Below are 24,854 nucleotides of genomic sequence, written 5' to 3'. Positions count from 1 at the left end.
TGAGGCGGGCAGACCGCCGCGCGCGAATTCGGCGATGCCGGGGATCACCAGATGGTGCAGTAAGCCCGCCTCGGTGATCACCGGTTCACCCCTCTTGGCCGTAGTTCGCGTCGGGCGAGGCAGCGGACGGGCAACCTTCGGCATCGATGCCGTCGATCGGGGCCCACTCGTGCTCCAGGATCGAGTAGGTGATCGAGTCCCGCCACGCTCCGCGGACGAAGACGTGGTCGCGGATCCGGCCGTCCTCGGTCATGCCCGCCCGCAGGAGGGTTCGCGCGGACGCCTCGTTGAGGGGCGAGCGAGCTGCCCAGATGCGGTGCAGACCGAGCGTCCGGAAGCCGAGCGCGCACAGCAGGTGGACGGTCTCGGTGCCGAGGCCCTTACCCCATTCGGCCGGGTGCAGAGCGAATCCGATCGTGGCCGCTTGCTGTGGTTCGGTCGCCAGACGCGCGTAGCCGATCAAGCGATGCTCACCACGCCGGGTGATGGCAAGGCAGTACTCGGTCCTGGGCGTGTCCGAGGCGGAGGTGACGGACCGGTCGACGATCGCCTGGACCTGCTCGAGGGTACGTGGTTCGAAGCTGAGGTGCCGGGTCGCCTCGGGGTCGCCGTAGACGGCCAGGAGCGCATCGGCGTCCTCGGGTTCGACTTCGCGCAGGGCCAGGTGGGGGCCGGTCAGATGGACTGGGGTCATGGGCGCGGAGCCTATCTGCGGGTTCATCGGACGAGGACGGAGGTCGGGGTGGCGGTGAAGGCTTCGATCTCCCCGCGCAGGTCGGCCGCAGCGCCGGTGTTCCGCCGCCCGTCGGCGTGCAGTGCGGCATGGACGCGCTGGGCGCTGCTCGTGATGCCGAAGTTCCTCTGCTCGACGGGAAGGTCGAGTACGGGCCGTACGGCCTCGATGGCACCCTCGATCTCGCCCCGGGCGATGCGTGCGAGCGCGAGGTCGGTCTGCGCGCCGGCCTCGTCGCCGAAGGCCCACTCGTCCTCGGAGGCGTTCCGGTAAGCGCTGACGGCGGCCTCGGAACGGCTCTCGCCGAGCACAGGATCCTCGCCGAGGTGCACGGTGGCCTCGGCGACGTAGTAGAGCTGCCGGGGCTCCGGGAAGGTCATGATGCCGCCGAAGGCGTCGAGGTCGTCGGGCACGACGGCGGCCCGGGCGTCCTCGGCCTGCTGGATGGCGGTACGGGTGGCCTCGGCGTCGCCGATCAGAGCGTGCGCGCGGGCGGAGAGACAGGCCAACCAGACGCTGGTCGTGCCGCGGACGTCGTCGGCCGTGCTCTGACCGAGGAGGGCGTAGTCGGCCGCCTCGGCGGGGCGCCCGGCCCAGTAGGAGATGAGCGATTGCAGGGAACGGACCCAGGCGCGCATGGCCTGGTGGTCGGCGTTGTCGGCGCAGACGAAGGCAGTACGGGCCTGCATCATCGCGGCGCTCGGGTTGCCCAGGTCGTGGCTGGCCTTGGCGAGCATGCCGGACGTGATCCCGGCGAGCAGGTACAGCTCACGGGCCTGCAGGGGCTTGACCCGGCCGTGTTCGAGCAGGCGGAAGGTGAGGTCCTGCACCTCGACCAGGTCGCCGAGCAGGGTCGGCAACGCCAGCCTGGGGTACGCGGCGGTGAGACGCCGCACTTCGTCATGGATCTGTCCCAGGGTCTCAGGACCGATGCTGCTGCCCTCTGCCATCGCGGTGAACCGAAGCGCACGACGAGCCGCCATCGCGACCTGCCTTTCCAATTCCGTTGTGCCCGCGTTGAAGCGGGGCTCGCTGCTGAACGGGCCGCCGACAGGCAGTGCCGCTGCCTGCTCGGTGGGGAGGAGGACAGGGGCTGACCGGGGCGGCGGGATGACGAGCGGGGATTCGGACGCAGGCGTGGTCCGTTCGACGGCCTGCGGCGCGGGAGCGAGAAGGAGATCGACGCCGACGCCGAACATCGCTTCCAGCACCCTGCACTGGTCGGGATAGGGTCGGGTCTTCACGGCGCCGCCGTACCAGCGCTCGAACTGCCGCTTCGAGACCGACAGGCCCCGGAGCCGCGTGTCGTTCTCGTCGTCCGCGATCGACGTCGCCGTCGCTTCGAACCGAAGGCGGAAGGTCTCGTAGACCTGCCAGTGCCGCCGGAGCGTCAAGACCCGTAAAAGCGTGGGAGTTTCAGCCACGGCAGATCCTCTCCGTACCCGTTCGTCTCCACCCGACGATAGCCCTGTCCGATCGACGGAAAACCCCTTCGGTGGCTCGCCGACGAAGATGACGGCAGCCATGACGGCAGTCATGACGCGCGACGGTCAGAGAGCGTCGCCGACCGGGTCGCAGGCCATTCGGCGATGACGGCTCCGTGACGGTGGTGACGTCGTATCCATGCCCTGCCGTCCCCCCTCATGCTGAACGCCACTTCGCCGTGCGTGCACCTCCGGCGACGAAGCGTGAGATTGCGGGCCGCCTCGGCGACTACGCCCGATCACCCCCATCCAGCACCACGTGCCCGCCGGCCCGTTCACGGGCGGGCCGGCGACGGGAGGGAACCGATGGACACCTTGACCGCCCTTGCCGGGCAGATCGCCCAGCTCGACACCGTCGACTCCGTTCAGTTGGAACGGATGCGCCACGAGGCCCTGACGGCCCGGGCGCCATGGAAGGCCGAGTACGGCGCCTACCAGTCGGGAGGCTGGTTGACGACATCGCTGATGAACGCGTCCGGCGACGCCGCCGACGTGACGATCGGCGACTGCGCGGCCAGGCCGACCGACCTGCTGTCGCAGATGCCGGCCACCGCCGCCCTGCTGACCGAACTCGGCCTGGACTACATGTGGGTCCGGCTCGCCCGGCTGGAGGCCAACGCCTTCCTGTGGGAGCACCGCGACTACGACGAGCTCGACCAGATCGAGCGGCACCGGCTGCACATCCCCCTGCACACCAACACGTCGGCGTTCCTCGTCACCGGCGGCACGAAGGTCCACATGACCGGCGGACGGATCTGGCGGCTGACGCCGACGTACGCCCACGGGGTGTGCAACCTGCTCGGACCGGCCCGGATCCACCTGATCGCCGACGTGTACGCCGACGACGCCTACCGGCGCCTCGCCCGCCGGCCCGCACTCCAGCCTGAATCGGCCGAGCCGCTGCCTACGGCCGACCCATCGGTGCTCGCCGAGCGGCTCCAGGCGGCCCGCGGCATGGCCGGTCTCGGCTACACGGACGCGGCCGAGCGGATGCTGCTGCGGCTCTTCTACACCTACGCCCTGCCGGAGGGGGCGGTCTACGACCTGATCGCCGAGCTCCACACATCGCTCGGCGACAAGGAGGCCGCCATGCGCTGGACGTCGGCCAAGCGCCGCCTCCTCGCCCTCACGGCCTGACCGCCACGGCTCACACCAGCATCCGATCGGAGGACGCACGTGCCCACCCTGCACCTGGCGGAACTCACCTTCGCCAACCGCCCGTCCCAGCTCCCGCTGCTGTCCCGGCTCGCCGACATCCTGGCCACCTCGCCGGCCGTCACGCACCTGATGGTGAGGGGATCGCTGGCCCACGGAACGGCCGACCGCCTTTCGGACGTCGACTTCGTCGTCGGCGTCCAGGACGCCGACCTGCCCCCGTTCGTCGAGTCCCTGGACGACCTGATGTCCACCGAGGCCGGCGCCCTGCTGCCCGGGTGGCGCGACACGATCGTCGCGGACCTCGGCGGCGTCGGCATGGTCTTCCTCGTCCCGGACGAGGGGCGCCTGCACCAGATCGACATCTATCTGGTGCCCGCGTCGCGCATCCCACGTCTCCGGGCGACGGTCGACACCGCCTTACTCCTCGACCGCGAGCCGGCGCTCGTCCCGGCCGAGGGAACGGCGGTCGCCGAGCGGTTCGCGGCCGAGTTCCTCGCCCGGCCCCGTACCTGTGCCGAGCTGCTCATCGAGCACCTGGTCCTGGCGGTCCTGCTGCACAAGCGCATCAGGCGCGGCCAGCGGTTCGTCGCGTACTCCGAGTGGCACCGCCTCCACACCGCGACGAAGGACCTGATCAAGGCCGCTCTGGCACCCGCCTCGCGGTTCTGGGGCTGGTACCAGTTGCGCGAGGAGATCGCCATCACCCCGATCGGCCGGGCCTGCCTCGGCGACCTGGAGGCGGCGATCGGTGCACCGGCCGTTCCCCTCGCCGCCGACGTCGACGCGGCCGTCGAACGGACGCTCGCCCTGGTTGAGCGGGCCTGCCCCGAAGCCCTGCGCGGCCTGGAGGACGCCATCGCCGCGTACCGCACCTACCTGGAGCTGATGTGAACGCGCTCCACCTGGCGGGCCCGGCCGCAGACCGGGCCCGCCAGGGCCTGACCGCAGTCTTCTTCGGCGGGGTCCGCCCCGCCTCCGACGACGAGGAGAGGCTGGCCGAGGAGATCGGCCGCGCCTTGGCAGGAGCGGGCTACCAGCTCCTGCACGGCGGCTACAACGGCCTGATGGAGGCCGCCGCGCGTGGTGCGTCGTCCGGGGGCGCCCTGGTCACTGCGGTGACCTTGATCGGCAAGCACGATGAGTGGGGCGCGTTCAACCCGTACACCACCACGTCCGTCCACCTCCCTGACCTCGGCGCCCGGCTCAACCACTATCTGAACCACGCCGACCTCGTCGTCGCCATGGGCGGAGGCGTCGGCACCCTCCACGAGCTGACCGCCGCCATGTACTACGCGACCACCGTCCGGCCCGTACCGGTCTTCCTCGCCGGGGCCTCCGCGCGGCGCCTGCTCACCCTCCTGCGCGAGGAGGAGTGGCTGTACGAGACCCCGACCCGGCCCCTCGGCTTCCTCGGCACCGCCGAGTCCGCCGAAGACTTCCGCGACCGCCTCGTCGCTCTCGACTTGGTTGAGACGGCACCGATCGGAGGAGCATGACCACCAGCACGCGCCCGCCCGACCTCACCGTCCGGCTCGCCGAGACCGCCCTCGTCACCGCCCCCTTCCACCTCGCCGACGGCGCGAGGCTCGACCGCTACTTCGACGAGTACCGCCTGGCCGCCGATCCCGAGCTGCTGCGCGACACCGCCGCCGCCATGGTCCCCCTCGTACCCGGAGACACCCAGCTCCTCGCCGGCATCGAACTCGGCGGCGTTCCCCTCGTCGTCGCCCTGTCCGCCGCCACCGGCCTGCCCGCCGTCTTCCTGCGCCGCCGGCCGAAGGGATACGGCTCCCGTCGGCAGATCGAGGGCGCCGCCTTCACCGGCCGTCGGACCGTCCTTGTCGACGACGTGGTGCGCTCCGGCGGACAACTGCTCGCCATGGCCCGCATCCTGCGGATCGCGGGTGCGCCGGTCAGCAACGCGTTGTGCGTCCTCGAGCGCCCACTCGGCGGACGAACACTGCTGGCCGAACACAACGTCACCCTCCATTCCCTGCTCACCGAGGCCGACCTTCCGGAAGCGCCCCGAAGGGGTGATTCCACGTGAAGCGGGCCGTGCTGTTCGACCTCGACGGCGTTCTCGTCGACAGCCGACACGCCCAGCTCGCCACCCTGGCCGGCTTCGCGACCTCCGCCCTCGGCCGACGCGTCACCGTCGCCGACCTGCCGACCTGGGCCGCGACCACACCACGCAAACACGTACTCGCCGAACTCGGACACACTGGAGTGATCAGTCAGGACGGCTGGGACGCGGCGACGGCCACCGCCACCCTCGCCGCCGAGGTGTTCCCATTCGTCGCCGACACGCTCTCCGCGCTCCGTGCTGCCGGCGTCGCCACCGGCATCGTGACCCTGCGAAGCCGCCAGCGGGTCCACTGGCTCCTGCCACCCACCGTCCTCGAACTGATCGACGTCGTCGTCTGCTACGAGGACGCGGCACCGAAGCCCGCGCCGGACGGCCTCCTACTCGCTCTCGACAAGCTCGGTGCGTTGCCCGGCGACGCCGTGTTCCTCGGTGACATGGAGTCCGACATGCACGCGGCCCGGGCAGCGGGCGTGATGCCGATCGGCTCCGGCTGGGGGTTCTCCGCCCCCTCCACACTCACCCGGGCCGGAGCCGTCGTCGTGCTCCCCGACGCCGAGGACCTCGCCGGGACGCTCCTCTCCCTGATGGGCACAGGGCGACGGAGCGCATAAAGCCAAGCGATCTTGACTCCAAGGCCGCTACGCTGGGTGGTGCAGTCGCAGCGGACCGTTGCGTCCGGTGTCGGCTGCGCCACCTCAAGCAACGGATCTGGAGTCATGGTCTACACCGTGGGGGCGCGAGCTATCTGCGTCGAGCTGGAGAACTGAGAACCCCTCAGTCCCTGTTCTCGGCCCGGCTCGGCGTGTGATCGACCCCCATCTCTCCACGACTCTTCCGTGAGGGCCACACCACCATGCGCTCGACGCAGATCCGCTCCACCTTCCTGGACTTCTTCACCTCGCGCGGTCACCGCCAGGTCCCGTCCAGCCCGCTGATCCCGTCCGATCCGACGCTGCTGCTCGCCAACGCGGGCATGAACCAGTTCAAGCCGTACTTCCTCGGCGAGGTCGCCCCGGACTTCCCGCGCGCCACCACCATCCAGAAGTGCGCCCGCACCTCCGACATCGACAACGTCGGCCGCACGAACCGGCACGCCACCTTCTTCGAGATGATGGGCAACTTCTCCTTCGGCGACTACTTCAAGGCCGACGCCATCGCCTTCGCCTGGGAACTCCTCACCCAGGGCTTCAACCTGGAGAAGGACCGCCTCTGGATCACCGTCTACCAGGACGACGACGAGGCCGAGCAGCTCTGGCGCAAGATCGGCGTTCCTGCCGAACGTATCCAGCGCCTGGGCATGGAGGACAACTTTTGGTCCATGGGCGTCCCCGGCCCCTGCGGCCCCTGCTCGGAGATCAACTACGACCGCGGGCCCGCCTTCGGCCGCGAAGGCGGCCCGGCCGTCGACGGCGAGCGGTACGTGGAGATCTGGAACCTCGTCTTCATGCAGTACCAGCGCGGCGAGGGCGACAAGAAGGGCGACTTCCCGATCCTCGGCGACCTCGCCCAGCAGAGCATCGACACCGGCCTCGGCCTCGACCGCCTGGCCGCGATCCTTCAGGACGTCGAAAGCGTATGCGGCACCGACCTCCTCAGTCCCACGCTCACGACCGTCCAGCAACTCGCCGGCCGCGACTACCCCGGCAGCGGCGAGGAAAAGGTCTCCTTCCAGGTCGTCACCGAGCACGCCCGCTCGATCGCCTACCTGATCGCCGACGGCGTCCTGCCCGCCAAGGACGGCCGCGGCTACGTCCTGCGCCGCCTCATGCGCCGCGCCATCCGCCACGCCCGCCTGCTCGGCGTCGACCAGCCCGTCCTCGCCCCGGCGATCGCCAGCGTCATCGCCAACCTCGGCAGCGTCTGGCCCGAGCTGACCGCCCAGGCCAGCCTCATCGAGCAGGTCGTCACCGCCGAAGAGGAGTCCTTCACCCGTACCCTCGCCCAGGGCACCCGGCTGCTGAACGCCGCCCTCACCCGCAGCCGCGAAAGCCGGTCCACGACCCTGACCGGCGAGACCGCCTTCGAGCTGCACGACACCTTCGGCTTCCCCGTCGAGCTGACCATCGAAGCCGCCCGCGACGCCGGCCTGACCGTCGACGAGGACCGCTTCACCGACCTGCTCGCCGAACAGCAGCGGCGCGCCAAGGCCGGCGGCAAGACCAAGACCGCCGAGGCGCTCCGCCGCCAGGACGCCTACCGTGAACTGTCCGCCCGCCACGGCCGTACCGACTTCGTCGGCTACGACCGCCTCGACGCCGAGGCCACCGTCCTCGGCCTCGTCTCCGACGGCACAGTCGTGCCCGGCGCCGACCAGGGCAGCACGCTCGAACTGGTCCTGGACCGCAGCCCGTTCTACGCCGAGTCCGGCGGCCAGGTCGGCGACACCGGCACCATCCGGACCTCTGGCGGCACCCTCCTTGAGGTTCTGGACACCAAGCCCGGCCTGGAGGGCTTCCACGTCCACACCGTCCGCGTCGCCGAGGGCGAGGTCCGCACCGGAGAGCAGGCCGAAGCCCGCGTGGACGGCGCCCGCCGCGAGGCCGTCGCCCGCTCCCACTCCGCCACCCACGTGCTGCACGCCATGCTCCGCCGCACGCTCGGCGACCACGCCCGCCAGCACGGCTCCCTCGTCGACGCCGGCCGCCTCCGCTTCGGCTTCGCCCACTTCTCCGCCGTCGACCGCGCCCAGCTCTCCGCCATCGAGACCCTCGTCAACGACAGCCTCCTCGCCGACCCCGAGGTACGCGTCTGGCACGCCTCACGCGCCGAAGCCGAGGCCGCCGGAGCGACCGCCCTGTTCGGCGAGAAGTACGGCGACCATGTCCGCATCGTCGACATCGGCGACTTCTCCCGCGAACTCTGCGGCGGCACCCACATCGGCCACGGCTCCAACGCCGGCCCCGTCCGCATCGTCGGCGAAGCTTCCATCGGTTCCAACCTCCGCCGCATCGAAGCCCTGACCGGCCGAGACGCCCTCGACTACTACGACACCGAACGCCGCCTCCTCGAAGAACTCGCCACCCTCCTCGGCACCCGCCCCCAAGACGCCCCCGACGCCCTCCGCAAGCGCCTCGACACCCTCGCCTCCGCCGAGCGAGAGCTCGGCCGCCTCCGCGAGGCCGAGCTGCGCGACCGCGCCCAGCAGCTTGCCGCCTCCGCTCGCACGGTCGCCAGCGGTCGGGTCGTCACCGAGAAGGTGAGCGGACTCGGCCCGGAGGAGCTCCGCACGCTGGCCCACAACACCGCCGGTCTCCTCGACACCGGCCACGCCGTCGTGGTCCTCGGTGCCGAACACAACGGCAAGGCTCTCCTGGCCGCCGCAGTCACCCACAGCCTCCACGACAACGGCACTGACGCCAGCCGGATCCTTCTCGCCGCCGCCCGCGCGGTCGGCGGCGGAGCCGGTGGCAGGGGAGCGCTGGCCAGCGCCGGCGGCCGTCGCACCGAGGCGCTCAACGAGGCCCTCACCGTGGCCGCCGAGGACGCCGTCCGCGCCCTCGACCAGTAGCACTCGGACGGCCGGTGCCACCAAAGGCGGCACCGGCCATCCCGTCATCGACCGTGTCAGGCCCGCCCCAGCTCCTTCAGGAGCACCACGCTCTCGTAGTTCGTCACGCCCCACCGCCAGGACCCGACCGGCACGTAGCCGCGCCTGCGGTACCAGCCTAGGAGGTCAACCGCCTCTGCCGACGTGTCGATCACCACCTGCGCAGAGCCAAGCGCGGCTATACGCTCCTCCGCCAAGGAGAGCAGCCGATGCCCAAGGCCCATTCCCCGGTACGAAGGGTCCACCGCGAGCTGCCAGAACGACCCCGCCCCTGCCGGAGCGGGATATCCCTCGGGCGCGGCGTAAGGAGCAGCCACGGTCACCGAACCCACCAGCTCATCTCCCCGGAAGGCGAGCCAGCACTCACCCCGCCCTGCGCGATGTGCAGTGTCCTCAGCCGACTGGTACGAGGCGAAGAACAGCCGACCAGCCGCCGCATGACCTGCGTATGAGCGATGCAGCAGGGACGTCAGCTGCTTCACCGAGGCATCCCCGAAGAGCCGCCTTACCATAACGGTCCTAGTCGGCGAGCTTGCCGCGCCTTGCATGGCTTACCACCTCCCATGCCTGAGCGCCCAAACCGACATCAACACATCCATATTGCCGCAAATCACACCAAGACGCCCGCGAAGCCCGACCGCACCTTCAGCTTGCACGCCGGCCTCGCGCCAATGTGGCTGGTAAGAGCCCTCTACTGACGAGTACCATGCAAATTTCATAAATGCGGTGCGCGGCACGGGGTTGAACGGGGATCATCAGCAACATGAAGCAAGCAAGCATGCACGTGGCGTCTTTGACGCTTGACGAGACCAACCCCCGGCACGCAAGTAGGACCTCGAGCCTTGAGGAGTCCATTGCCGCGCTCCTCGAGAAGGGGCCGGAAAAACTTCTCAGGCTGGCCCGGGACATCTGCCAGCACGGCGTGAACCCTACGGATATGGTGATCGTTCTCGTGGACGGTGACCAAAACGTAGTCCTCGAAGGTAACCGGAGAGTTGCAGCTCTCAAGTTGCTCCACAATCCGAAGCTAGCGCCGACTGAGAAGCTGCGCAAGCAGTTTACTGCCATCGCCAAGACTGGAGAATTCCCACGGCGCATCATGTGTGTGATCACGGACAGTCGGATGCAGGCAGAGCACTGGATCAGACTCAAGCACACCGGTGAGAACAGCGGCGTTGGAGTCGTCAGGTGGAGCACTGGCGAAGCAAGCAGGTTCAGCGGCCGGTCCACTCCCACCGAAAAGGCGAGACTCTTCATCGAAGCAGTCAACGACTGGTTTCCCGATGATGCAGAGTTGCGGTCTAATACCCAGACCGTTCGGGACGGGCGGATCACTAATCTTGGCCGTATGATCGCAGACCCTGCGGTTCGGAACAGGCTCGGGATCGCCTTCGACGGGGACGTCGTACTGAGAAGCTACCCCGCCGCCAAACTGTTGCCAATCCTCACCCGAATCTTTCACGATCTCGCTGGACCCGTTTCCGTGGACCAGATCAAGAATAAGAGGCAGAGAGAGGACTACCTGCAGAAGGTAGAAGACGAGCTGCCGAAGCTGGCCGATCGACTCGAAGAGGATGAGAAATACTCCAAGTCTGCTGCTGGCGAGAAGCCCACGGTCTCGGGTGACGCAACCGGCAAGGCCGAGGATGGGACTAAGCCGGCGCGGCGGAAGCGCCCCGACTTTGAGAAAAAACTCTTCCAGGGAGTATCGCTGCGTCACGTGAGCCTCCGGACCTCCGAAGTACTGGAAGAGGCCCAGCGGATCAAGATTGACGAGATGCCCAACGTCGCGGCGATCATGGTCCGGGTCGTCGTGGACATCGTCGTCACAGAAGTTGCAGAACAGCTGGGGTGGAGGCGCAACCAGGACAAGCTCAAGGGTAGAATCGGCGCCGTGCTGCACCAGGTGGACCCGAACAAGGACGACCCTCACCTGTCGAACGCCTGGCGGTTCTCGCAGGAGGAAGACGGAGCACTAGTCCTCAAGACGCTTCACATGTTCGTGCACTCCTGGCAGAACAATCCCCTAATCTCTGAGGTGCGGAAATTGAGCATGGCATACGGCCCTGTCTTGACTAAGGCTGACGAATTGCTTGAGAAGAAGAAGCGATGAGATACATCAGTCCCCTCCGATACCCCGGAGGAAAAGCACGCCTTGCCCCATATATCGCCCACCTCATTGCGCGACAACGCCCGCACCCCAAAGCATATGCAGAGGCATTTGCAGGGGGTGCGGGCGCCGCGCTGCGCCTACTAGTTGACAATGAAGTCGATCACATCTACATCAATGATCTCGACCCTGGCGTTGCCGCCCTTTGGCGATGCATTTTCAATCATACTGAAAATCTCGCAGAAGCAGTAGCTCGCGAAGAAGTGAGCATTGACGCCTGGCATCGCCATTCAGAAATTTACCGAAATCCCGTAGGGAAGAGCGATCTGGAAGTAGGCTTCGCGACTTTCTTCCTGAATCGATGCAATCGATCGGGAATTCTGCGAGCACGCCCTATTGGCGGACTTGACCAGACAGGCGACTGGAAGATCGACGCCCGATTTAACCGAGACAGCTTGATCGAAAGAATTCGCTATCTTGGCAAGCACGCCGGGCGCGTCACTCTTTCCGAGATGGATGCACGCTCCTTCATCAAGGGGCTCGAACCTCAGCGTGATGACGTTCTTCTTTACGTCGACCCCCCCTACCTGGTGCAAGGGGACCGCCTTTACCTGGATTCCCTCACAGAGCTGGACCACCAGGAACTGGCCACCGTACTTCGTAAAACACCACTCCGATGGCTGCTGACGTACGATGCGGATAAGCGCATCACCGAGGAGCTTTATAAGGGATTTCGATGCGTCGAATTTAATATTCTTCACACGGCCCAGATACAGCGTACGGGTGTCGAGTACGCGATCTTTGGAAATGAGCTAACCCTACCGGAAGTCACGGGGATCATCGGCGAAGGGAATTATCGATGGATGACCTCTAAGCGCAAAAAGAAGATGTCCTAACTTTTCTCACGTGCCCACATTCTCGGGATTCTCGTGACAGTGGAGTGCCCCCTCAGGTCCCGACACTAGAGGACCACCAAATCGATGGGATGCACATTAGGATCCTCGATCTGACTGAAGGCCGCATTTCCTGCCAGGTGTCCGCCTGTATGAGCTATACGGGTGGCGTCTGCGACCAGTTCAGTGCATGTCGTCGGTCATCGACCAGCCCACGACCTCCCGCGTGCACAGGTCGGCCACGGCTGCAGGATAGGCCGTCCCACGGCCGTCGGCAGATAGGTAATGTCCCCGAAGAATTTCAGACTTGGCGGACGCGATGAAGTCCCACAGGATCAGATCCGGCGCCGGCGGCGCCGTGTGCGGATCACCGTGTCGTCTGCCGCACGAAACAAGGCAGCAGCCTTCTGGAAGATCTCCTTGTCCTCCTTCAGCTGGGCGCTCGCCCGCCACAGGCGCCTGAGCTCTTCCTTCTCGTCACCGGTCTCGCCGGCGTCACCCCGCCGTCCGCTGTTTAGATACCGGCCCGGTCGGCGAGGACACACTTGCGCAGGGTCTCCAGAGCACCGCCCCGTGGGTGGTGCCGCTGACGGGAACACTCCGGCGAAAACTGGTTTTCCCGCTTTTTCGCCTTGAATCACTTCCCCTGGATGACGAAACATTCTGCGCCCAAGTGCCAGTTTCGGGGGCACGCCACAAGCCCGCCGCGCCGCACGGCTCAGCGGTTGCCTCCCCGTGCCATCGTCGACCTGGACGCGAGCCACGCCTCCCAACCCGGCCCCCGTCGTCGACCTCACTGAGAAGGCCGCGAACAAACTCGCCCCGTAGCGCGGACGCCTCGGCCGCAGTCCTGTCTTTAATGACCCGCACCGCACTCGATGGCCGGTCCCATCTGCAAAGCGGCGGGTGGGGCCCAAGCGAGCGGGCCCCGACCTCACGACGATGCCCACAAGTCCGCCAGTGCCGCCATACCTGCGGGGCGCGTGCCCCATCCGTGCCCTTCACGGCGGTGAACAGCGGCCAACGCGGGTATCTCAGGACCAGCGAGAACCCCCACATGCGAGGGCGTTTTCGCAGGTCAAGGGCCAGATGATCGAGCTTGGGAACGGTGATTCCCAAGCTTATAGCGCGGGTTCGATTCCCGTCATCCGCTCTTCAGAGAAGGCCCAGGTCAGCGACCTGGGCCTTCTTCGTTGTCCGTGCCTGTTCCGGCGTCCCGCACCACTTGTGCACCATTTCCCTCCTGGCCGGCCTGCTCGGCGGGCTTCTACCGGGCGTTTGCGAGGTCGTTGGCAGCGGTGGCGCTCCCCCCGCCGTCCACCGACCGGTGGACGGCAGGTTCAACCGGCCGGGCGTGTCGGGCTGCGCCCCCCGCCGACCAGGATCTCCGGTATGAGTCAACTCCCTGTGCGGATAGCCCGTTGGAGCGCCCGGCACGCATGGCGTGCGATCGCCGGCTGGTTCGTGTTCGTCGTTCTGTGCCTCGGCGCCGGCATCGCGGTCGGCAGCAACGAAGCCACTGTCGAGGACTTCCGGGTCGGTGAGGCGGGGCGCGCCGAGGCGATGGCGGCCGAAGGGGGCCTGCAGCGCAGGCCCACCGAGCAGATCATCTTCTACGCCAAGTCCGGACCGCCGGACATGGCCGCAGCCGACTCCGCGGCCCGGGACCTCACCGAGCGGATGCGGAAGCTGCCCGAGGTGGAGAGCGTGGCGGCCCCGGTCCGCTCCACGGACGGCAAGGTGCTCAGGGTCTCGGTGGTCCTGAAGGGCCCCGAGCTGGACGGCAGGAAGAACGTCGTCCCGCTCCTCGAACAGACGGCGAAGGTGCGCGACGACCACCCGGACCTGGTGGTGGAGGAGACCGGTTCCCCCTCCATCAGCAAGGGCGTCAACGATCAGCGAGGGGAGGACCTCGCGCTCTCCGAGCGCATCACGCTGCCGGTCACGCTCGTCACCCTGCTGATCGTCTTCGGATCGGTGGTCATGGCCAGTGTGCCGCTGCTGCTCGCACTCTCCTCGATCGCCGGCGCCCTGGGGCTGTCCATGATCGCGTCCCACGGCCTCCCCGACCCCGGTGTCGGGACCAACATGATCCTGCTCATCGGCCTGGCCGTGGGAGTCGACTACACGCTCTTCTACCTCAAGCGTGAACGCGAGGAACGGGCCCGTGCCGGTGGCCGGCTCGGCTCGGAAGCCCTGGTGGAGCTGGCGGCGGCGACCGCGGGCCGGTCCATCGTGGTCTCCGGCCTCGCCGTGATCGCCTCCACCGCCACCTTGTATCTGGCCGGGGACGTCATCTTCTCCTCGCTGGCGACGGGAACCATCCTGGTCGTGGCGGTCGCCATGGTCAGCTCCCTCACCGTACTTCCCGCGCTCCTCGTGACGATCGGCCGCCGGTCCGAGCGCCGTTCGGCCCGCAGGGCCGCCCGCCGGGCGAGCCGCGGCAAACCGGTCCGTACGAAGCGGGCGGCGGCCGAAACGGGCCGGTTGTTCGGCGCCCTGCTGAGGCCCGCGCAGAAGCGTCCCGCCGTCACCCTGGGCGTATCGGTGCTGGTCATGCTCGCCCTGGCGGCGCCCGCGCTCGGCATGAAGCTCATCGACCCGGGCAAGGACACCTTCTCCCGCAAGATTCCGGCCATGCAGGTCTACGACCGACTGAACGCGGCCTTCCCGGAGCTTCTGGTCAAGCACGAGGTCGTCGCCCGCTCCACCCCGGACCGGGCCGCGGAGGTGAGGCGGGCTCTGGCGGATCTCGGCCGACGGGCGCAGGCCGATCCCCTGTTCGCCAGGACCGCCGAGCCGGAGGTGCGTACGTCGGCCGACGGCCGGATCAGCGTGCTGGAGCTGGCCGTCCCGTACCCCGCGCCCTCCGACGAGGCGACCGAGTCGCTCGGCCATCTCCGCAAGGACCATGTGCCCGCCACGGTCGGCATGCTGTCCGGCGTGGAGACGGGGGTGAGCGGTGACGTGGCCCGGGGCCACGACTACGTGCACCACGAGAGGAGCAAGCTGCCGCTGGTCATCGGGTTCCTGCTGCTGGTGACCTTCGGGATGACCGTGTGGGCGTTCCGCTCGGTGGTCATCGGCCTGATCGGCGTCGTACTCAATCTGCTGTCCGCCGGGGCCTCGCTCGGCCTGCTGGTCGTGTTCTTCCAGGGGACGTGGGCAGAGGGCCTGCTGGCCTTCGACTCCCTCGGTGCGATCGCGTCCCGCGTGCCACTGTTCCTCTTCGTGATCCTCTTCGGTCTGTCGATGGACTATCAGGTGTTCGTGGTCAGCCGAATCCAAGAGGCCGTACACGACGGAATGTCAGCCCGCGAGGCGGTGCTGGACGGCATCACCCGGTCGGCCAAGGTGGTGACCAGCGCGGCGATCGTGATGGTGACGGTGTTCGGCGCCTTCGTCGCCCTGCACCTCACCGAGATGAAGCAGATGGGCTTCTGTCTGGCGGTGGCCGTACTGCTGGACGCCGTGGTCATCCGGCTCATGGTCCTGCCGTCTCTCCTGCTTCTGCTCGGCGAGCGGGCGTGGTGGCCGCTCCGGCCGACCCGGTCGTCCCTTACGGGGCCGAGCACCACCCCGGCCGCCCGTCCGTGCGAGAAAGTAGTCTGACGATCGTGCTTCAACGGCCGCAGCGCGGGGACCCGTTCTGGATATGGACGCTCCACTGGTGGGACGTCACGTCCTGGATGATCATCGGTCTGCTGGCCGTGATCACCATCGTGGGAGACACCCCCCGCACGACCGGGTACGGGTCGCTGGCGCTGCTGGCACTTCTCGGCATCTGTTACGGGCTCGTACGCAGACGCCCCGGCAATCCGGTGCTCGGCGCGTACGCCTATCTGGCCCTGCTGGTCCTCGTCCTGGGCGGACTCTCCTACCTCCGCGACGGCTTCGGGGTGCTGTACACGCTGACGCTCCCGCAGTTCGTCATCTTCGTGAACAGTCTGCGGTCCTCGATCGTCTACAGCGGGCTCGGCGCCGTGGCCATCACGGTCGGCGGCAGCCTGCGGGAGGGGCCGAACGCCGATGTCCTCACCACCAACGCCATCTCTTCGTTCGCCGTCTACGCGGTGGGCATCCTGATCGCCGTACTGACGCCCCGGGCCCTTGAGCTGCGCGACGAACGCGCCCAGTTGCGCGCCGAGTTGAAAAGCGCCCAGCTGAGCCTGGCCGAGGCACACCGGCTCCAGGGCGCCGCAGAGGAACGCGAGCGCCTCGCACGGGAGATCCACGACACCCTCGCCCAGGGCTTCGCCTCCATCATCGCGCTGGCGGAGGCGGCCCGCTCCGGCCTCGAAACCGATGCGGAGAGGAGCGCGCAGCAGTTGCAATCCATCGAGCGGACCGCCCGCGACAACCTCGCCGAGGCACGCGTCCTCGTCGGCTCGGCCCCCCGGAGCGGCGTGGCTCCCGGCTCGGCGGCCAGAACCCTGCGGCGGACCCTGGACCGCTTCACCGAGGACACCGGGGTCACCGTCACCGCGGACCTGCCGGACATCGAGTGCGACCAACCGACTCGGATCGCGCTGCTCCGCTGCACTCAGGAGTCCCTCGCCAACATCCGCAAGCACGCGGCGGCCTCCGCCGTGGACGTCGTCCTGGCACGGCAGCCGTTCGGCATCGAGCTGGAAATCATCGACGACGGAAGGGGCTTCGTGGTCGAGGAGTCCCGGGGCTTCGGACTCAACGGCATGCGCAAACGCCTCGCCGAACTGGGCGGCGAACTCACCGTCACCAGCTCGGTCGGAGACGGCACCCGCATCCTCGCCATGATTCCCACGAACGGTCAGGTATGACATGACGACATCGGCAGACGCGCTCCGCATCATCCTGGCCGACGACCACACGGTGATGCGCGCCGGCCTGGTCGCGCTGCTGGCCTCCGAGCCCACCATCGAGATCGTCGGCGAAGCGAGCGACGGCCGGGAGGCGGTCGAGCTGGTCGACCGGCTGCGGCCCGACCTGGCGCTGCTGGATCTGCGGATGCCGGTGCTCGACGGGGTGGGTGCCACCGCCGAGATCGTCGCGGGCCGTCAGGGTACTCGCGTGCTGATCCTGACCACCTACGACACCGACACCGAGATCGAGCATGCGGTGGAGGCGGGCGCGACCGGCTACCTCCTCAAGGACGCCACCCGCGAGCAGCTCGTCGAGGCCGTTCACTCGGCGTCCCGGGGCGAGACCGTCCTGGCCCCGCGCGTCGCGCAGCGTCTGGTGGCCAAGATGCGGCGGCCCTCGCCGGTGACGCTCACCGCGCGCGAGGTGGACGTGCTGAGTGCCGTCGCGGACGGCCTGTCCAATCCGGAGATCGGCAAGCGCCTGGTCATCTCCGAGGCCACGGTAAAGACCCATCTGCTCCGGATCTTCGCCAAGCTGAACGTCAGCGACCGCACGCGCGCGGTCGTACTGGCCCTGGAAGGGGGTCTGCTGGAACGGCCTTAGCCCGCCTGACGAACTTTCAGTTCTCAAGAGGTGCGAGACCTCGGACTACGTGATGGAGCGGCAACCCGTTGGCGCGGTGCTGTCTCCCGACGCCGAATTCGGCCCGTTCGAGCAGCTGTTGCCGTCCCGGCTAGAACGACAACGGTCACCACTGACAGTCCACCTGTGCAGAAAGCCGTCGCGAGACGTCACGAGTTGGGCCTCACCGAAGGGAAGACTCCATGCCTGCTCACCCGCGCGGCCTTGCCCAGGTGGTGGGCTGGAGGACCCTCATCGCAATGTCCGCAGCAGCGAGGTTCATGCCACGGCGACCAAACCCGTAAGTAGCTTTCAGCCAAATCGCGTCTTACAGCTAATGTCTAATTTGCCCTATTTTTACCTTTGCCTATACCCCTTGCAGGGCGAGGTCAGCGAACCGTCCTTCATGGTGACGTGAGCGAATTCGACCTGGTCAGCGCCGCTCTCGGGTCGACTTCCCCCATACATGAAGAAAGCAAAGCGGAATGGGTGATCACCAGTGTGCAAGTCGCTTGCCCGGCTGGGTCGGCCGTGCGATCTTCCTTCGGGCTTCTCGTCCTGCACATGGGTCACCACTCTGTGTGGGGCGGGCCGCCTGAACGCAACGGTGGGCACAGCATTCGCAGTGCCGTGCCCACCTGACCTGTCGCAGTCCATCCCGAAGAAGGAGAACCTCTATGCGAAGGCGTGCGGGTATCGTAGCGGGCCTGTTTGCCACCTCGGCGGTGCTGATGGGCGCCCCGATGGCCGAGGCCAAGGTGTGCACGTACAACACGTGCTCGTCGGCCATCAACTCCTGGAAGGCCGTGCAGATATGTGACGGCGACGCCGACGGCAACTCGGTCGAGAGCAACTACTACCGCGACAGCGGTGGTCACGGTGCTGTGCAGGAGTACAGCGGCAAGGACAACTGCGAGGCCAGCGGCTCCAGCAACGACAAGGTGTACCGCCACCAGGCTCACCAGATCAGGGACTTCGCGCCCAACTCGTGGTCGAGCTGGGAGTACCGCTACTAGAAGTTGAGGTGGAGGGTGCGGAGTCGCCTGCCGATTCCGCACCCTCCACCGCTTCTTCACTTCCCGATAACGAGCCGGAGCCGCCACATGCAGAAGACAAACATCGCCGGCGTGGACGTCCGTGACCTCCACTACGACGTCGCCGGGCGGACCATCCTCAGAGGGGTGGACCTGTCGGTCGGCCCTGGCGAGAGCGTGGCAATCACCGGCCCAAGCGGCTGCGGAAAGAGCACCCTGCTCAGTTGCCTGTCCGGCCTGCTCGAACCCACCGGCGGCAGCATCACCCTCGACGGCCAGGCACTGACCGGTGTGTCAGCGGGCCAACGAGCCGGGGTCCGGCTTCGCTCCATCGGCATGGTCTACCAGTTCGGGGAGCTCCTTCCCGAGCTCAGCCCCCTGGAGAACGTGGCACTGCCAGCCCTCATGGCCGGTGCCTCGGCAGGCGAGACCTACACCAGGGCGCAGGCGCTTCTGGACGAGTTGGGCGTAGGCCATGTGGCCGCCGGGGAGACCGGGGTCATCTCCGGCGGTGAACGCCAGCGCACCGCTGTGGCCCGCGCCTTGATCGGAAACCCGCGGCTGGTCCTCGCCGATGAACCCACGGGGGCGTTGGACGGCGAAGCGGCACTCGCCGTGGCCGACCTCTTGTTCGCCCTGCCCCAGCAGCGCAGTTGTTCGCTGGTGGTCGTCACCCACAACCCCGAGATCGCCGCGCGTGCCGACCGCGTGCTGGTCATGCGCGAGGGAAGGCTCCACCAGGACGGTGTGGCCGGCCGATGACGAAATGCACACCTCGTACGACCGAACTTCCCAGCTCCGTCGGGAATACAGGAGCCACACCCGTGGTCGGGAGGTGGGGCGGTCGTACCGGGCTCGCCCTGACCGTGGGCCGGCGTGGTGGCCGCGGCACAGGCGGAGGCGTACATCGCGCCTCGCTGATGTGTGCCGCGTTCCTCGCTGTGATCACTCTGTGGGCACTCGCAGCCGCCCACTCCGTGTACGCCGAACGCGACGCCCGCATGACGGCACGCAACCCGGTCCCCGTGGCCGAGGGGTCAGCGGATACCGCGATCGCGCGATGGTGGGAGCGTCCCGACTCCGTCAACGAGCGCGCCGTATCCGTCATCTACGTGCGCCCGCTTCAGGCCGATGCGGCCCTGCCGCCCGGGCTGAGTGCCTGGCCGAAGCCCGGACAGGCGTATCTGTCGCCCGCACTCCTCGACGAGGCACCGGAGATGGGCAGCCGGTACGGGAAGCTCGCGGGGACGGTCACCCCCAGCGGTCTCGCTGACGCCTCCGAGCTCATCGCCTACGTGAATCCCGCCCGGACTGACTTCTTCGACGAGGTCTTCGAGCCCACTTCCCGTATCCGGGGATTCGGCAACCCGGACCGGCGCATGTTCTTCGTGTCGTCCCACCAGTTCGACAGGGGGCTCGGCGAACTGGACCTGCTCGTACTGATCATGGCGGCACTGCCTTGCGCCGCGCTGGTCATGGTCGCCGTTCGCAGCCGAGCGGAGACGCGCGACCGGCGTCTGGCCCTCCTGGACGCCCTCGGAGCGCCGACGACCACACGTGCACTGGTCGTCGTGGGTGAAGCCTGGGCACCGATCGGCCTGGGTGTGCTCGTGGCAGGACTGCTCCTGGGCACGGTTGCCTGGAGCTCCTCGCCCACCCTCCCCTTCACGGGCTACCAGGTGTGGTCCGCCGATCTGCAGGCAGCTCTGCCGCAGTTGCCCCTCGTCGTACTCGCCGTATTCGCGGCCCTGATCCTCTTCACCGTGCTGGCCAGCATCCGCCGACCCGAACGTAAGGGCTCCCGCCCTGCCAGGGCCGGCCGGGGCAAGGCCCGCCGACCTCTGTGGATCTTCCTCCTGGGCTTCCTCGTCACAGCCTGGGGTTCGCAGGAGCGCGGCGCCGGCGGACGCATCGCCTTCGTCGCCGGTGCGGTACTCACCTTGGCCGCCCTGCCGCATTCCGCAGGTCAGCTGGCCCGCCTCATCGGCCGACGCGTGGCAGGGCGCGGCCAGAAGGCAGGCGATCCCGTCCGCATCGTCGCCGGACGCTGGCTCCAGGCCCGCCCCGCCACGTTGGCGCGGCTCAGCGCGGCCCTGGTCGTCGGTCTGGGCATCGTCACCCTCGGACAGGTCCTCACCACACAGTTCGCGGGTCCGGTGGAGGCCGCACGGGAGCGCTACCAGGCATCTGGAGCGGAGCTCGTACAGGTGCGCTCCAGGAACATCCCCGTAACTGCTCCGGCATTCATCCAAGCGGTCGGACCGGACCGGGTCCTCAGGTACTCACCGGAGTTCCAGCCCAGCCAGGGCGAACCGGAAATCAGGCTGACCGGTACCTGCGAAGCTCTCGGGCACCTCGGTGAGCTGCGTGAATGTCCTGCCACGCCCCAGAAGCCCGAGCAGGTGTTCTCCAGCCTCAGCGCAGCCGGCGTGCAGGTCTTCCGCGCACAGGACGTGACCAGCGCCCCGGTCACCTCCGTCTGCCAGTGTGCCGCGCCGGAGAACGGGGACAAGGTCATGTACGGCTTCCTCGTCATCAACCGGGACGGAGACACCGGGATCAGCGGCATCGAGGAGGCCGCGTATGCGCACCTCGTCGGTCCCATGACCGCGCTGCCGGGGCAGGGCTGGGTCCTCGGCTCGGCCGCACAGGCAGCTCAGATCCGCTGGATGCTCGACATCGCCCTGCTCGGTCTCGTGGCACTCGCCGCCGCGGGGGCGCTCGGTGCGGCAGGCATCTTCCTTGAGCAGGCCAAGGCTCTGGGGCCGCTGTCAACGTACCGCACCGATCAGGCGTTCTACCGCCGTATCGCCCTGTGGAACCTGGCTCTCCCCCTCAGCGCCGTAGGAGCGATCGGCGTACTGGTCGCTGCGGCACTGGGCGGTCTGCTGATCAACCTGGGCAAGGGCGGCTGGATGTCGACCTCACTCCTGCTGGTCGGGCTCGGAGCCGTGTCACTGGCGGGCCTGGGCGTGGCGGTCGTGTGCGGACGTGTTGCCAGTCGGCAGGCCGTTGTCTGGAAGCCCCAAGGCGACTGACGAGTGGCGTGGAGGCAGGGGCCGTGCGTTCGCCGCTCCTGCCTCTGTGGCGCGGTCGTGCCCCAGCCGTGCCCTTCGGGGCGGTCAACAGCGGTCAACACAGGTATCGTCGAGCCAACAAGAAGCGCCGTTTCAGGGGCCGTTTTCGCAGGTCAGGCATTAGGTACCCGACTCGGGCGGCGGTGATTCCCGAGCTTGTGGCGCGGGTTCGGTTCCCGTCATCCGCTCTTCTTACGAAGCCCCAGGTCAGTGGCCTGGGGCTTCGTCGTCGTCCCTCATGGACCGTCGGCGCGCGAGGTCCTGACGAGACCGTGCTCGTAGGCGGTGATGACCAGTTGCACGCGGTCGCGCAGGCCCAGTTTGGTGATGGCCCGGGAGATGTGGGTCTTCGCGGTCAGCGGGCTGATCACGAGTGCGGCGGCGATCTCGTCGTTGGACAGTCCTTCCGCCACCAGCCTGACCACCTCGTTCTCACGCGCCGTCAGTGCGTGCAGGGCGGCGGTGGGCCGGGGGCGGTGGGCGAAGCGTTCGACGACGCGGCGGGTGACGCCCGGGGACAGCAGGGAGTCGCCCGCCGCCACGACCTCGACCGCCCGACGCAGTTCGGCCGGTTCGACCTCCTTGGTGAGGAAGCCGCTCGCGCCTGCTCGTAGCGCCTCGAAGACGTGCTCGTCGGTGTCGAACGTGGTCAGGATGATCACCCTGGTCGTCGGCAGCTCGGCCAGGATGCGGCGGGTGGCCTCGATGCCGTCCATGCCCGGCATTCTGATGTCCATCAGCACGACGTCCGGCCCCAGCAGGGCGGCCTGCCGTACCGCCTCCTCTCCAGAGGCGGCCTCGCCGACGACGGTCAGGGCCTTGGCGCGGCCGAGCAGGCTGCGGAACCCCGCCCGCACGAGCGCCTGGTCGTCGGCGAGCAGCACACTGATGGTCATGGCGCCAAGCCTGTCACGCGGTCCGTCAGGGGCAGGACGGCACGTACCGCGAAGCCGCCGCCGGCGTCGACACGCAGTGTTCCTCCGAGGGCCGTGACGCGCTCGCGCATCCCGGTCAGACCGTGCCCCTCCGTGAAACCCGCCGCCGGGCGCCCGTCGTCGGTGACCTCCACCGCCAGGGTCCGCGGCCGGGCCCGCACCCGGATGGTGAGACGCCCGGCGTCGGAGTGGCGCAGGGTGTTGACCACGGCCTCCTGGACGACCCGGTAGGCGGTGAGCGCCTGGGCCGCCGGAACGGCATCGGGGTCGCCCTCCGAGTCGTAGCGCACCTCCAACCCGGCGGCCTCGGCCTGCGAGACCAGGCCGGCGACGGACTCCAAGCCGTGTCGCGGCACGTCGCGGAGCCCGCCCACGAACGTCTTCAGGTCGGTCATGGCCTGGTTGCGCACGGCGATCGCGGTGCGCAGGGAGGCGCGCGCTTCCTCGGGCGAATCTTCCAGGGCCTCGACGGCGACGTTCAAGTGGACACCGACGACGGCCAGCGTATGGGCGACCACGTCGTGAACCTCCCGGGAGATGATCAGGCGCTGCTCGACCAGCCGGGTCTGTTCCAGTTGCAGGAGACGGGCCTGGTGTTCGGCCCGCCAACGGCCGTACTGGCGCCAGGAACTCGCCGCAGCCGACACCAAGGCCAGCCAGAGCAGCTCGACGCCCCCTCGGGCGAGGACTTCGGAGGCGTCCAGCCCTTGCGGGGCCAGGACGCATGCCAGGGTGAGGGCGCCGACGGCGGCGGCCCGGACCGGGCGGCCGAGCGCGGCGGTGAACAGGGCGACGGACAGGGGCCAGACGGCGCCGCCCTCGAACAGGCCGGCACTCTGGTAGCCGACGAGCGCGGCGGCGGACAGGACGAGCACGAGCACGGGGCGGCGCCTGCGGACCAGCAGCAGGCCGCCCAGGATCACGCCCAGGCCGAACGTGCCGTGCCACGACGGCGGTGCGCCCATCGCGGCGGGACCCGCACCGACGCCCACGGCGGTCAACAGCGCCAGGGCCGGGTCCACCAGCCGGGGGTGCCGCCTGGTCCGCGGACGGGGGCTCACTCGACGATGCCTGACGTCACGCGCCCCATCGTGTCCGACGCCGAGGGCCGGGACTCCGGCGAGGTGGCGGCCAGGGCCAGCCAGGCCAGATTCAGGGCGAGGACGATGCGTTCGGCCAGGCCCAGCGGGGCCGTGTGGGTGAGGGCCGCCTTGTCCACCAGCGCCACGGCGAACAACACGAACGCCACCGACGACGCCCACGCGAGCGCGGTCAGCCCACGCGCCTTCGAGGCCCGTGCCGGCTCGCGCCGCCATACGACGGTCAGCCGGACGATCGCGATCGCCAGCGCGAGGAATCCCGCCCAGGCCGCGACTCCGTGCACCCCGTCGGAGAGCGAGGGGCGGCTCCAGTCGCCCGGCGGGTCCGCCGGAAAGACGGCGGCGACCAGCACGCATCCCGCCCAGCAGCGCAGCAGCCACCCGCCCCATCCACTGCCGGTGACCCGGACGGCCACGGCCGCCGACCCGACCGCGACCGCCAGCAGGCCGACGGTCACCAGCCAGCCGTGCGGCAGGTTGACGTACCTGCTGATCGTCTCGGTCAACGGGTCGTACCCCTCGTTGACCGCATCGGACACCGCGAAGGCGAGGACGGCGACGGCGAAGCCCGCCAGAGAGAACGTCTTGGTCATAGGGCCGGACGATAGGCCCGGTCTCCCCCCGGGGACATCGTCCCCGACGCGTCATTCGAGCCTGCGCCAGCGGAGTACGCGACTACTCCGATCGATGTACGCCTGGCCGACGCCTGGCCGGCGCCAGACCGGCGGCCCGCTGTCCCGCATCACCACGACAGGCTGCGCCTTCCCGTCAGGGCCGGCCCCGCACGGTGTCGCCGCCGATTGCCTCACTGCCGGACTCGCGAAAATCTGTCACGGCCACAGTAGACATTTGACGGGAACGTGGTTATGTTTTCTCTCGTAGCCGAGGAAGACAGTGGGCCTGGCAGAGACGAACTGCCGGCAAGCGGTATCAGCGGTACACGCAGTCGCAGGACGGTACGGCGGTGGAGTTCCGAAGCCAGGGTTGTCGCAGGACGGCGACGGGGCTGACGGCCGGACCGGGTGGCCCGCGGTGATCAGGGGCCACCGGCGCGAGACCGCGGTCATGGCAGATGCGGTACTCGCGTACGCGGTACGCAGCAGTGACGTCAGTGAGCAGTACCCCAGTGGTGAGCAGTTGATCACCGAGGAGAGGACGGAGGAGCGCAGCGCCATCAGGATCGCCCGGACGCACGTACTGGGTCCGGGTACCGCAGGACATCGTCAGTGAGGTG

Annotated in this window: 21 protein-coding genes; 15 read left to right on the top strand and 6 right to left on the bottom strand. The window is 68.4% G+C overall.

Features of this window, described 5'->3' with window-relative positions; genetic code table 11:
- Positions 1 to 85 precede the first annotated feature (85 nt).
- Complete coding sequence (locus ADL08_RS33225) at positions 86 to 694, bottom strand: GNAT family N-acetyltransferase (protein ID WP_078968598.1); 609 nt, start codon at positions 692 to 694, stop codon at positions 86 to 88.
- 23 nt (positions 695 to 717) lie between these two features.
- Complete coding sequence (locus tag ADL08_RS33220; RefSeq protein WP_159048514.1) at positions 718 to 2,259, bottom strand: XRE family transcriptional regulator; 1,542 nt, start codon at positions 2,257 to 2,259, stop codon at positions 718 to 720.
- Positions 2,260 to 2,523: 264 nt separating this feature from the next.
- Here ADL08_RS33220 and ADL08_RS33215 point away from each other — a divergent pair, with 264 nt between their 5' ends.
- From ADL08_RS33215 to alaS, 6 genes are all read left to right on the top strand, one after another.
- Entirely contained in the window at positions 2,524 to 3,354 is an 831-nt protein-coding gene (locus ADL08_RS33215) for an aspartyl/asparaginyl beta-hydroxylase domain-containing protein (RefSeq protein WP_053649705.1), read from the top strand.
- Positions 3,355 to 3,393: 39 nt separating this feature from the next.
- Positions 3,394 to 4,266 (top strand): hypothetical protein, encoded by an 873-nt coding sequence (locus tag ADL08_RS33210; protein ID WP_053649703.1) that lies wholly within the window; start codon positions 3,394 to 3,396, stop codon positions 4,264 to 4,266.
- On the top strand, positions 4,263 to 4,871 hold the full coding sequence (locus ADL08_RS33205; protein WP_234352358.1) for an LOG family protein: 609 nt from the start codon (positions 4,263 to 4,265) through the stop codon (positions 4,869 to 4,871). The genes ADL08_RS33210 and ADL08_RS33205 overlap by 4 nt, the downstream gene beginning before the upstream one ends.
- Positions 4,868 to 5,422 (top strand): orotate phosphoribosyltransferase, encoded by a 555-nt coding sequence (locus tag ADL08_RS33200; RefSeq protein ID WP_053649701.1) that lies wholly within the window; start codon positions 4,868 to 4,870, stop codon positions 5,420 to 5,422. The genes ADL08_RS33205 and ADL08_RS33200 overlap by 4 nt, the downstream gene beginning before the upstream one ends.
- A complete protein-coding gene (locus tag ADL08_RS33195; protein ID WP_234352357.1) occupies positions 5,419 to 6,072 on the top strand; it encodes an HAD family hydrolase in 654 nt (217 codons plus the stop codon). The genes ADL08_RS33200 and ADL08_RS33195 overlap by 4 nt, the downstream gene beginning before the upstream one ends.
- 242 nt (positions 6,073 to 6,314) lie before the next feature.
- A complete protein-coding gene (gene alaS, locus ADL08_RS33190) occupies positions 6,315 to 8,969 on the top strand; it encodes an alanine--tRNA ligase (RefSeq protein WP_053649699.1) in 2,655 nt (884 codons plus the stop codon).
- A gap of 56 nt (positions 8,970 to 9,025) precedes the next feature.
- Here the strand turns inward: alaS and ADL08_RS33185 are convergent, their stop codons facing one another.
- Positions 9,026 to 9,490: a GNAT family N-acetyltransferase gene (locus tag ADL08_RS33185; RefSeq protein ID WP_159043162.1), complete on the bottom strand. Its 465-nt coding sequence runs from the start codon at positions 9,488 to 9,490 to the stop codon at positions 9,026 to 9,028.
- 281 nt (positions 9,491 to 9,771) lie between these two features.
- Here ADL08_RS33185 and ADL08_RS33180 point away from each other — a divergent pair, with 281 nt between their 5' ends.
- The 8 genes from ADL08_RS33180 to ADL08_RS33145 all read left to right on the top strand — a co-directional run bounded on the left by ADL08_RS33180 (position 9,772) and on the right by ADL08_RS33145 (position 21,546).
- On the top strand, positions 9,772 to 11,121 hold the full coding sequence (locus tag ADL08_RS33180) for a hypothetical protein (RefSeq protein WP_159043163.1): 1,350 nt from the start codon (positions 9,772 to 9,774) through the stop codon (positions 11,119 to 11,121).
- A complete protein-coding gene (locus ADL08_RS36210) occupies positions 11,118 to 12,014 on the top strand; it encodes a DNA adenine methylase (protein WP_053649692.1) in 897 nt (298 codons plus the stop codon). The genes ADL08_RS33180 and ADL08_RS36210 overlap by 4 nt, the downstream gene beginning before the upstream one ends.
- A 1,389-nt stretch (positions 12,015 to 13,403) precedes the next feature.
- Positions 13,404 to 15,623, top strand: a complete 2,220-nt coding sequence (locus ADL08_RS33170; RefSeq protein ID WP_078968599.1) for an MMPL family transporter — start codon at positions 13,404 to 13,406, stop codon at positions 15,621 to 15,623.
- 5 nt (positions 15,624 to 15,628) lie between these two features.
- Positions 15,629 to 16,810: a sensor histidine kinase gene (locus ADL08_RS33165; protein WP_053649690.1), complete on the top strand. Its 1,182-nt coding sequence runs from the start codon at positions 15,629 to 15,631 to the stop codon at positions 16,808 to 16,810.
- A 1-nt stretch (position 16,811) separates the two neighbouring features.
- Positions 16,812 to 17,456 (top strand): response regulator, encoded by a 645-nt coding sequence (locus ADL08_RS33160; protein ID WP_053649688.1) that lies wholly within the window; start codon positions 16,812 to 16,814, stop codon positions 17,454 to 17,456.
- A gap of 749 nt (positions 17,457 to 18,205) precedes the next feature.
- Positions 18,206 to 18,490: a hypothetical protein gene (locus ADL08_RS33155; protein ID WP_159043164.1), complete on the top strand. Its 285-nt coding sequence runs from the start codon at positions 18,206 to 18,208 to the stop codon at positions 18,488 to 18,490.
- A gap of 87 nt (positions 18,491 to 18,577) precedes the next feature.
- Entirely contained in the window at positions 18,578 to 19,270 is a 693-nt protein-coding gene (locus ADL08_RS33150) for an ABC transporter ATP-binding protein (RefSeq protein WP_053649684.1), read from the top strand.
- 215 nt (positions 19,271 to 19,485) lie between these two features.
- On the top strand, positions 19,486 to 21,546 hold the full coding sequence (locus ADL08_RS33145; RefSeq protein WP_159043165.1) for an FtsX-like permease family protein: 2,061 nt from the start codon (positions 19,486 to 19,488) through the stop codon (positions 21,544 to 21,546).
- 275 nt (positions 21,547 to 21,821) lie between these two features.
- Here ADL08_RS33145 and ADL08_RS33140 read toward each other — a convergent pair whose 3' ends face one another.
- The 3 genes from ADL08_RS33140 to ADL08_RS33130 are packed head-to-tail and all read right to left on the bottom strand — an operon-like array spanning position 21,822 to position 24,213.
- Positions 21,822 to 22,481, bottom strand: a complete 660-nt coding sequence (locus ADL08_RS33140; protein ID WP_053649681.1) for a response regulator — start codon at positions 22,479 to 22,481, stop codon at positions 21,822 to 21,824.
- Positions 22,478 to 23,581, bottom strand: a complete 1,104-nt coding sequence (locus ADL08_RS33135; protein WP_159048513.1) for a sensor histidine kinase — start codon at positions 23,579 to 23,581, stop codon at positions 22,478 to 22,480. Before ADL08_RS33135 ends, ADL08_RS33140 begins: the two co-directional genes overlap by 4 nt.
- Positions 23,578 to 24,213: a DUF998 domain-containing protein gene (locus tag ADL08_RS33130; RefSeq protein ID WP_053649677.1), complete on the bottom strand. Its 636-nt coding sequence runs from the start codon at positions 24,211 to 24,213 to the stop codon at positions 23,578 to 23,580. The genes ADL08_RS33135 and ADL08_RS33130 overlap by 4 nt, the downstream gene beginning before the upstream one ends.
- Before the next feature lie 472 nt (positions 24,214 to 24,685).
- Here ADL08_RS33130 and ADL08_RS37415 point away from each other — a divergent pair, with 472 nt between their 5' ends.
- Entirely contained in the window at positions 24,686 to 24,850 is a 165-nt protein-coding gene (locus ADL08_RS37415; RefSeq protein WP_159043166.1) for a hypothetical protein, read from the top strand.
- Positions 24,851 to 24,854: the final 4 nt, after the last annotated feature.

The organism is Streptomyces sp. NRRL F-6492 (assembly GCF_001280125.1).
GTDB lineage: Bacteria > Actinomycetota > Actinomycetes > Streptomycetales > Streptomycetaceae > Streptomyces.
Note: the sequence above shows the minus strand (reverse complement) of the source record. Positions and strands in the feature narration are given on the sequence as shown.

What these genes read in the sequence shown, in the direction of transcription:
- ADL08_RS33225 (WP_078968598.1), bottom strand. Translation starts at nt 694, where the DNA reads ATGACCCCAGTCCATCTGACCGGCCCCCACCTGGCCCTGCGCGAAGTC.
- ADL08_RS33220 (WP_159048514.1), bottom strand. Translation starts at nt 2,259, where the DNA reads ATGGCTGCCGTCATCTTCGTCGGCGAGCCACCGAAGGGGTTTTCCGTC.
- ADL08_RS33215 (WP_053649705.1), top strand. Translation starts at nt 2,524, where the DNA reads ATGGACACCTTGACCGCCCTTGCCGGGCAGATCGCCCAGCTCGACACC.
- ADL08_RS33200 (WP_053649701.1), top strand. Translation starts at nt 4,868, where the DNA reads ATGACCACCAGCACGCGCCCGCCCGACCTCACCGTCCGGCTCGCCGAG.
- alaS (WP_053649699.1), top strand. Translation starts at nt 6,315, where the DNA reads ATGCGCTCGACGCAGATCCGCTCCACCTTCCTGGACTTCTTCACCTCG.
- ADL08_RS33180 (WP_159043163.1), top strand. Translation starts at nt 9,772, where the DNA reads ATGAAGCAAGCAAGCATGCACGTGGCGTCTTTGACGCTTGACGAGACC.
- ADL08_RS36210 (WP_053649692.1), top strand. Translation starts at nt 11,118, where the DNA reads ATGAGATACATCAGTCCCCTCCGATACCCCGGAGGAAAAGCACGCCTT.
- ADL08_RS33170 (WP_078968599.1), top strand. Translation starts at nt 13,404, where the DNA reads ATGAGTCAACTCCCTGTGCGGATAGCCCGTTGGAGCGCCCGGCACGCA.
- ADL08_RS33160 (WP_053649688.1), top strand. Translation starts at nt 16,812, where the DNA reads ATGACGACATCGGCAGACGCGCTCCGCATCATCCTGGCCGACGACCAC.
- ADL08_RS33155 (WP_159043164.1), top strand. Translation starts at nt 18,206, where the DNA reads ATGGGCGCCCCGATGGCCGAGGCCAAGGTGTGCACGTACAACACGTGC.
- ADL08_RS33150 (WP_053649684.1), top strand. Translation starts at nt 18,578, where the DNA reads ATGCAGAAGACAAACATCGCCGGCGTGGACGTCCGTGACCTCCACTAC.
- ADL08_RS33140 (WP_053649681.1), bottom strand. Translation starts at nt 22,481, where the DNA reads ATGACCATCAGTGTGCTGCTCGCCGACGACCAGGCGCTCGTGCGGGCG.
- ADL08_RS33130 (WP_053649677.1), bottom strand. Translation starts at nt 24,213, where the DNA reads ATGACCAAGACGTTCTCTCTGGCGGGCTTCGCCGTCGCCGTCCTCGCC.
- ADL08_RS37415 (WP_159043166.1), top strand. Translation starts at nt 24,686, where the DNA reads ATGGCAGATGCGGTACTCGCGTACGCGGTACGCAGCAGTGACGTCAGT.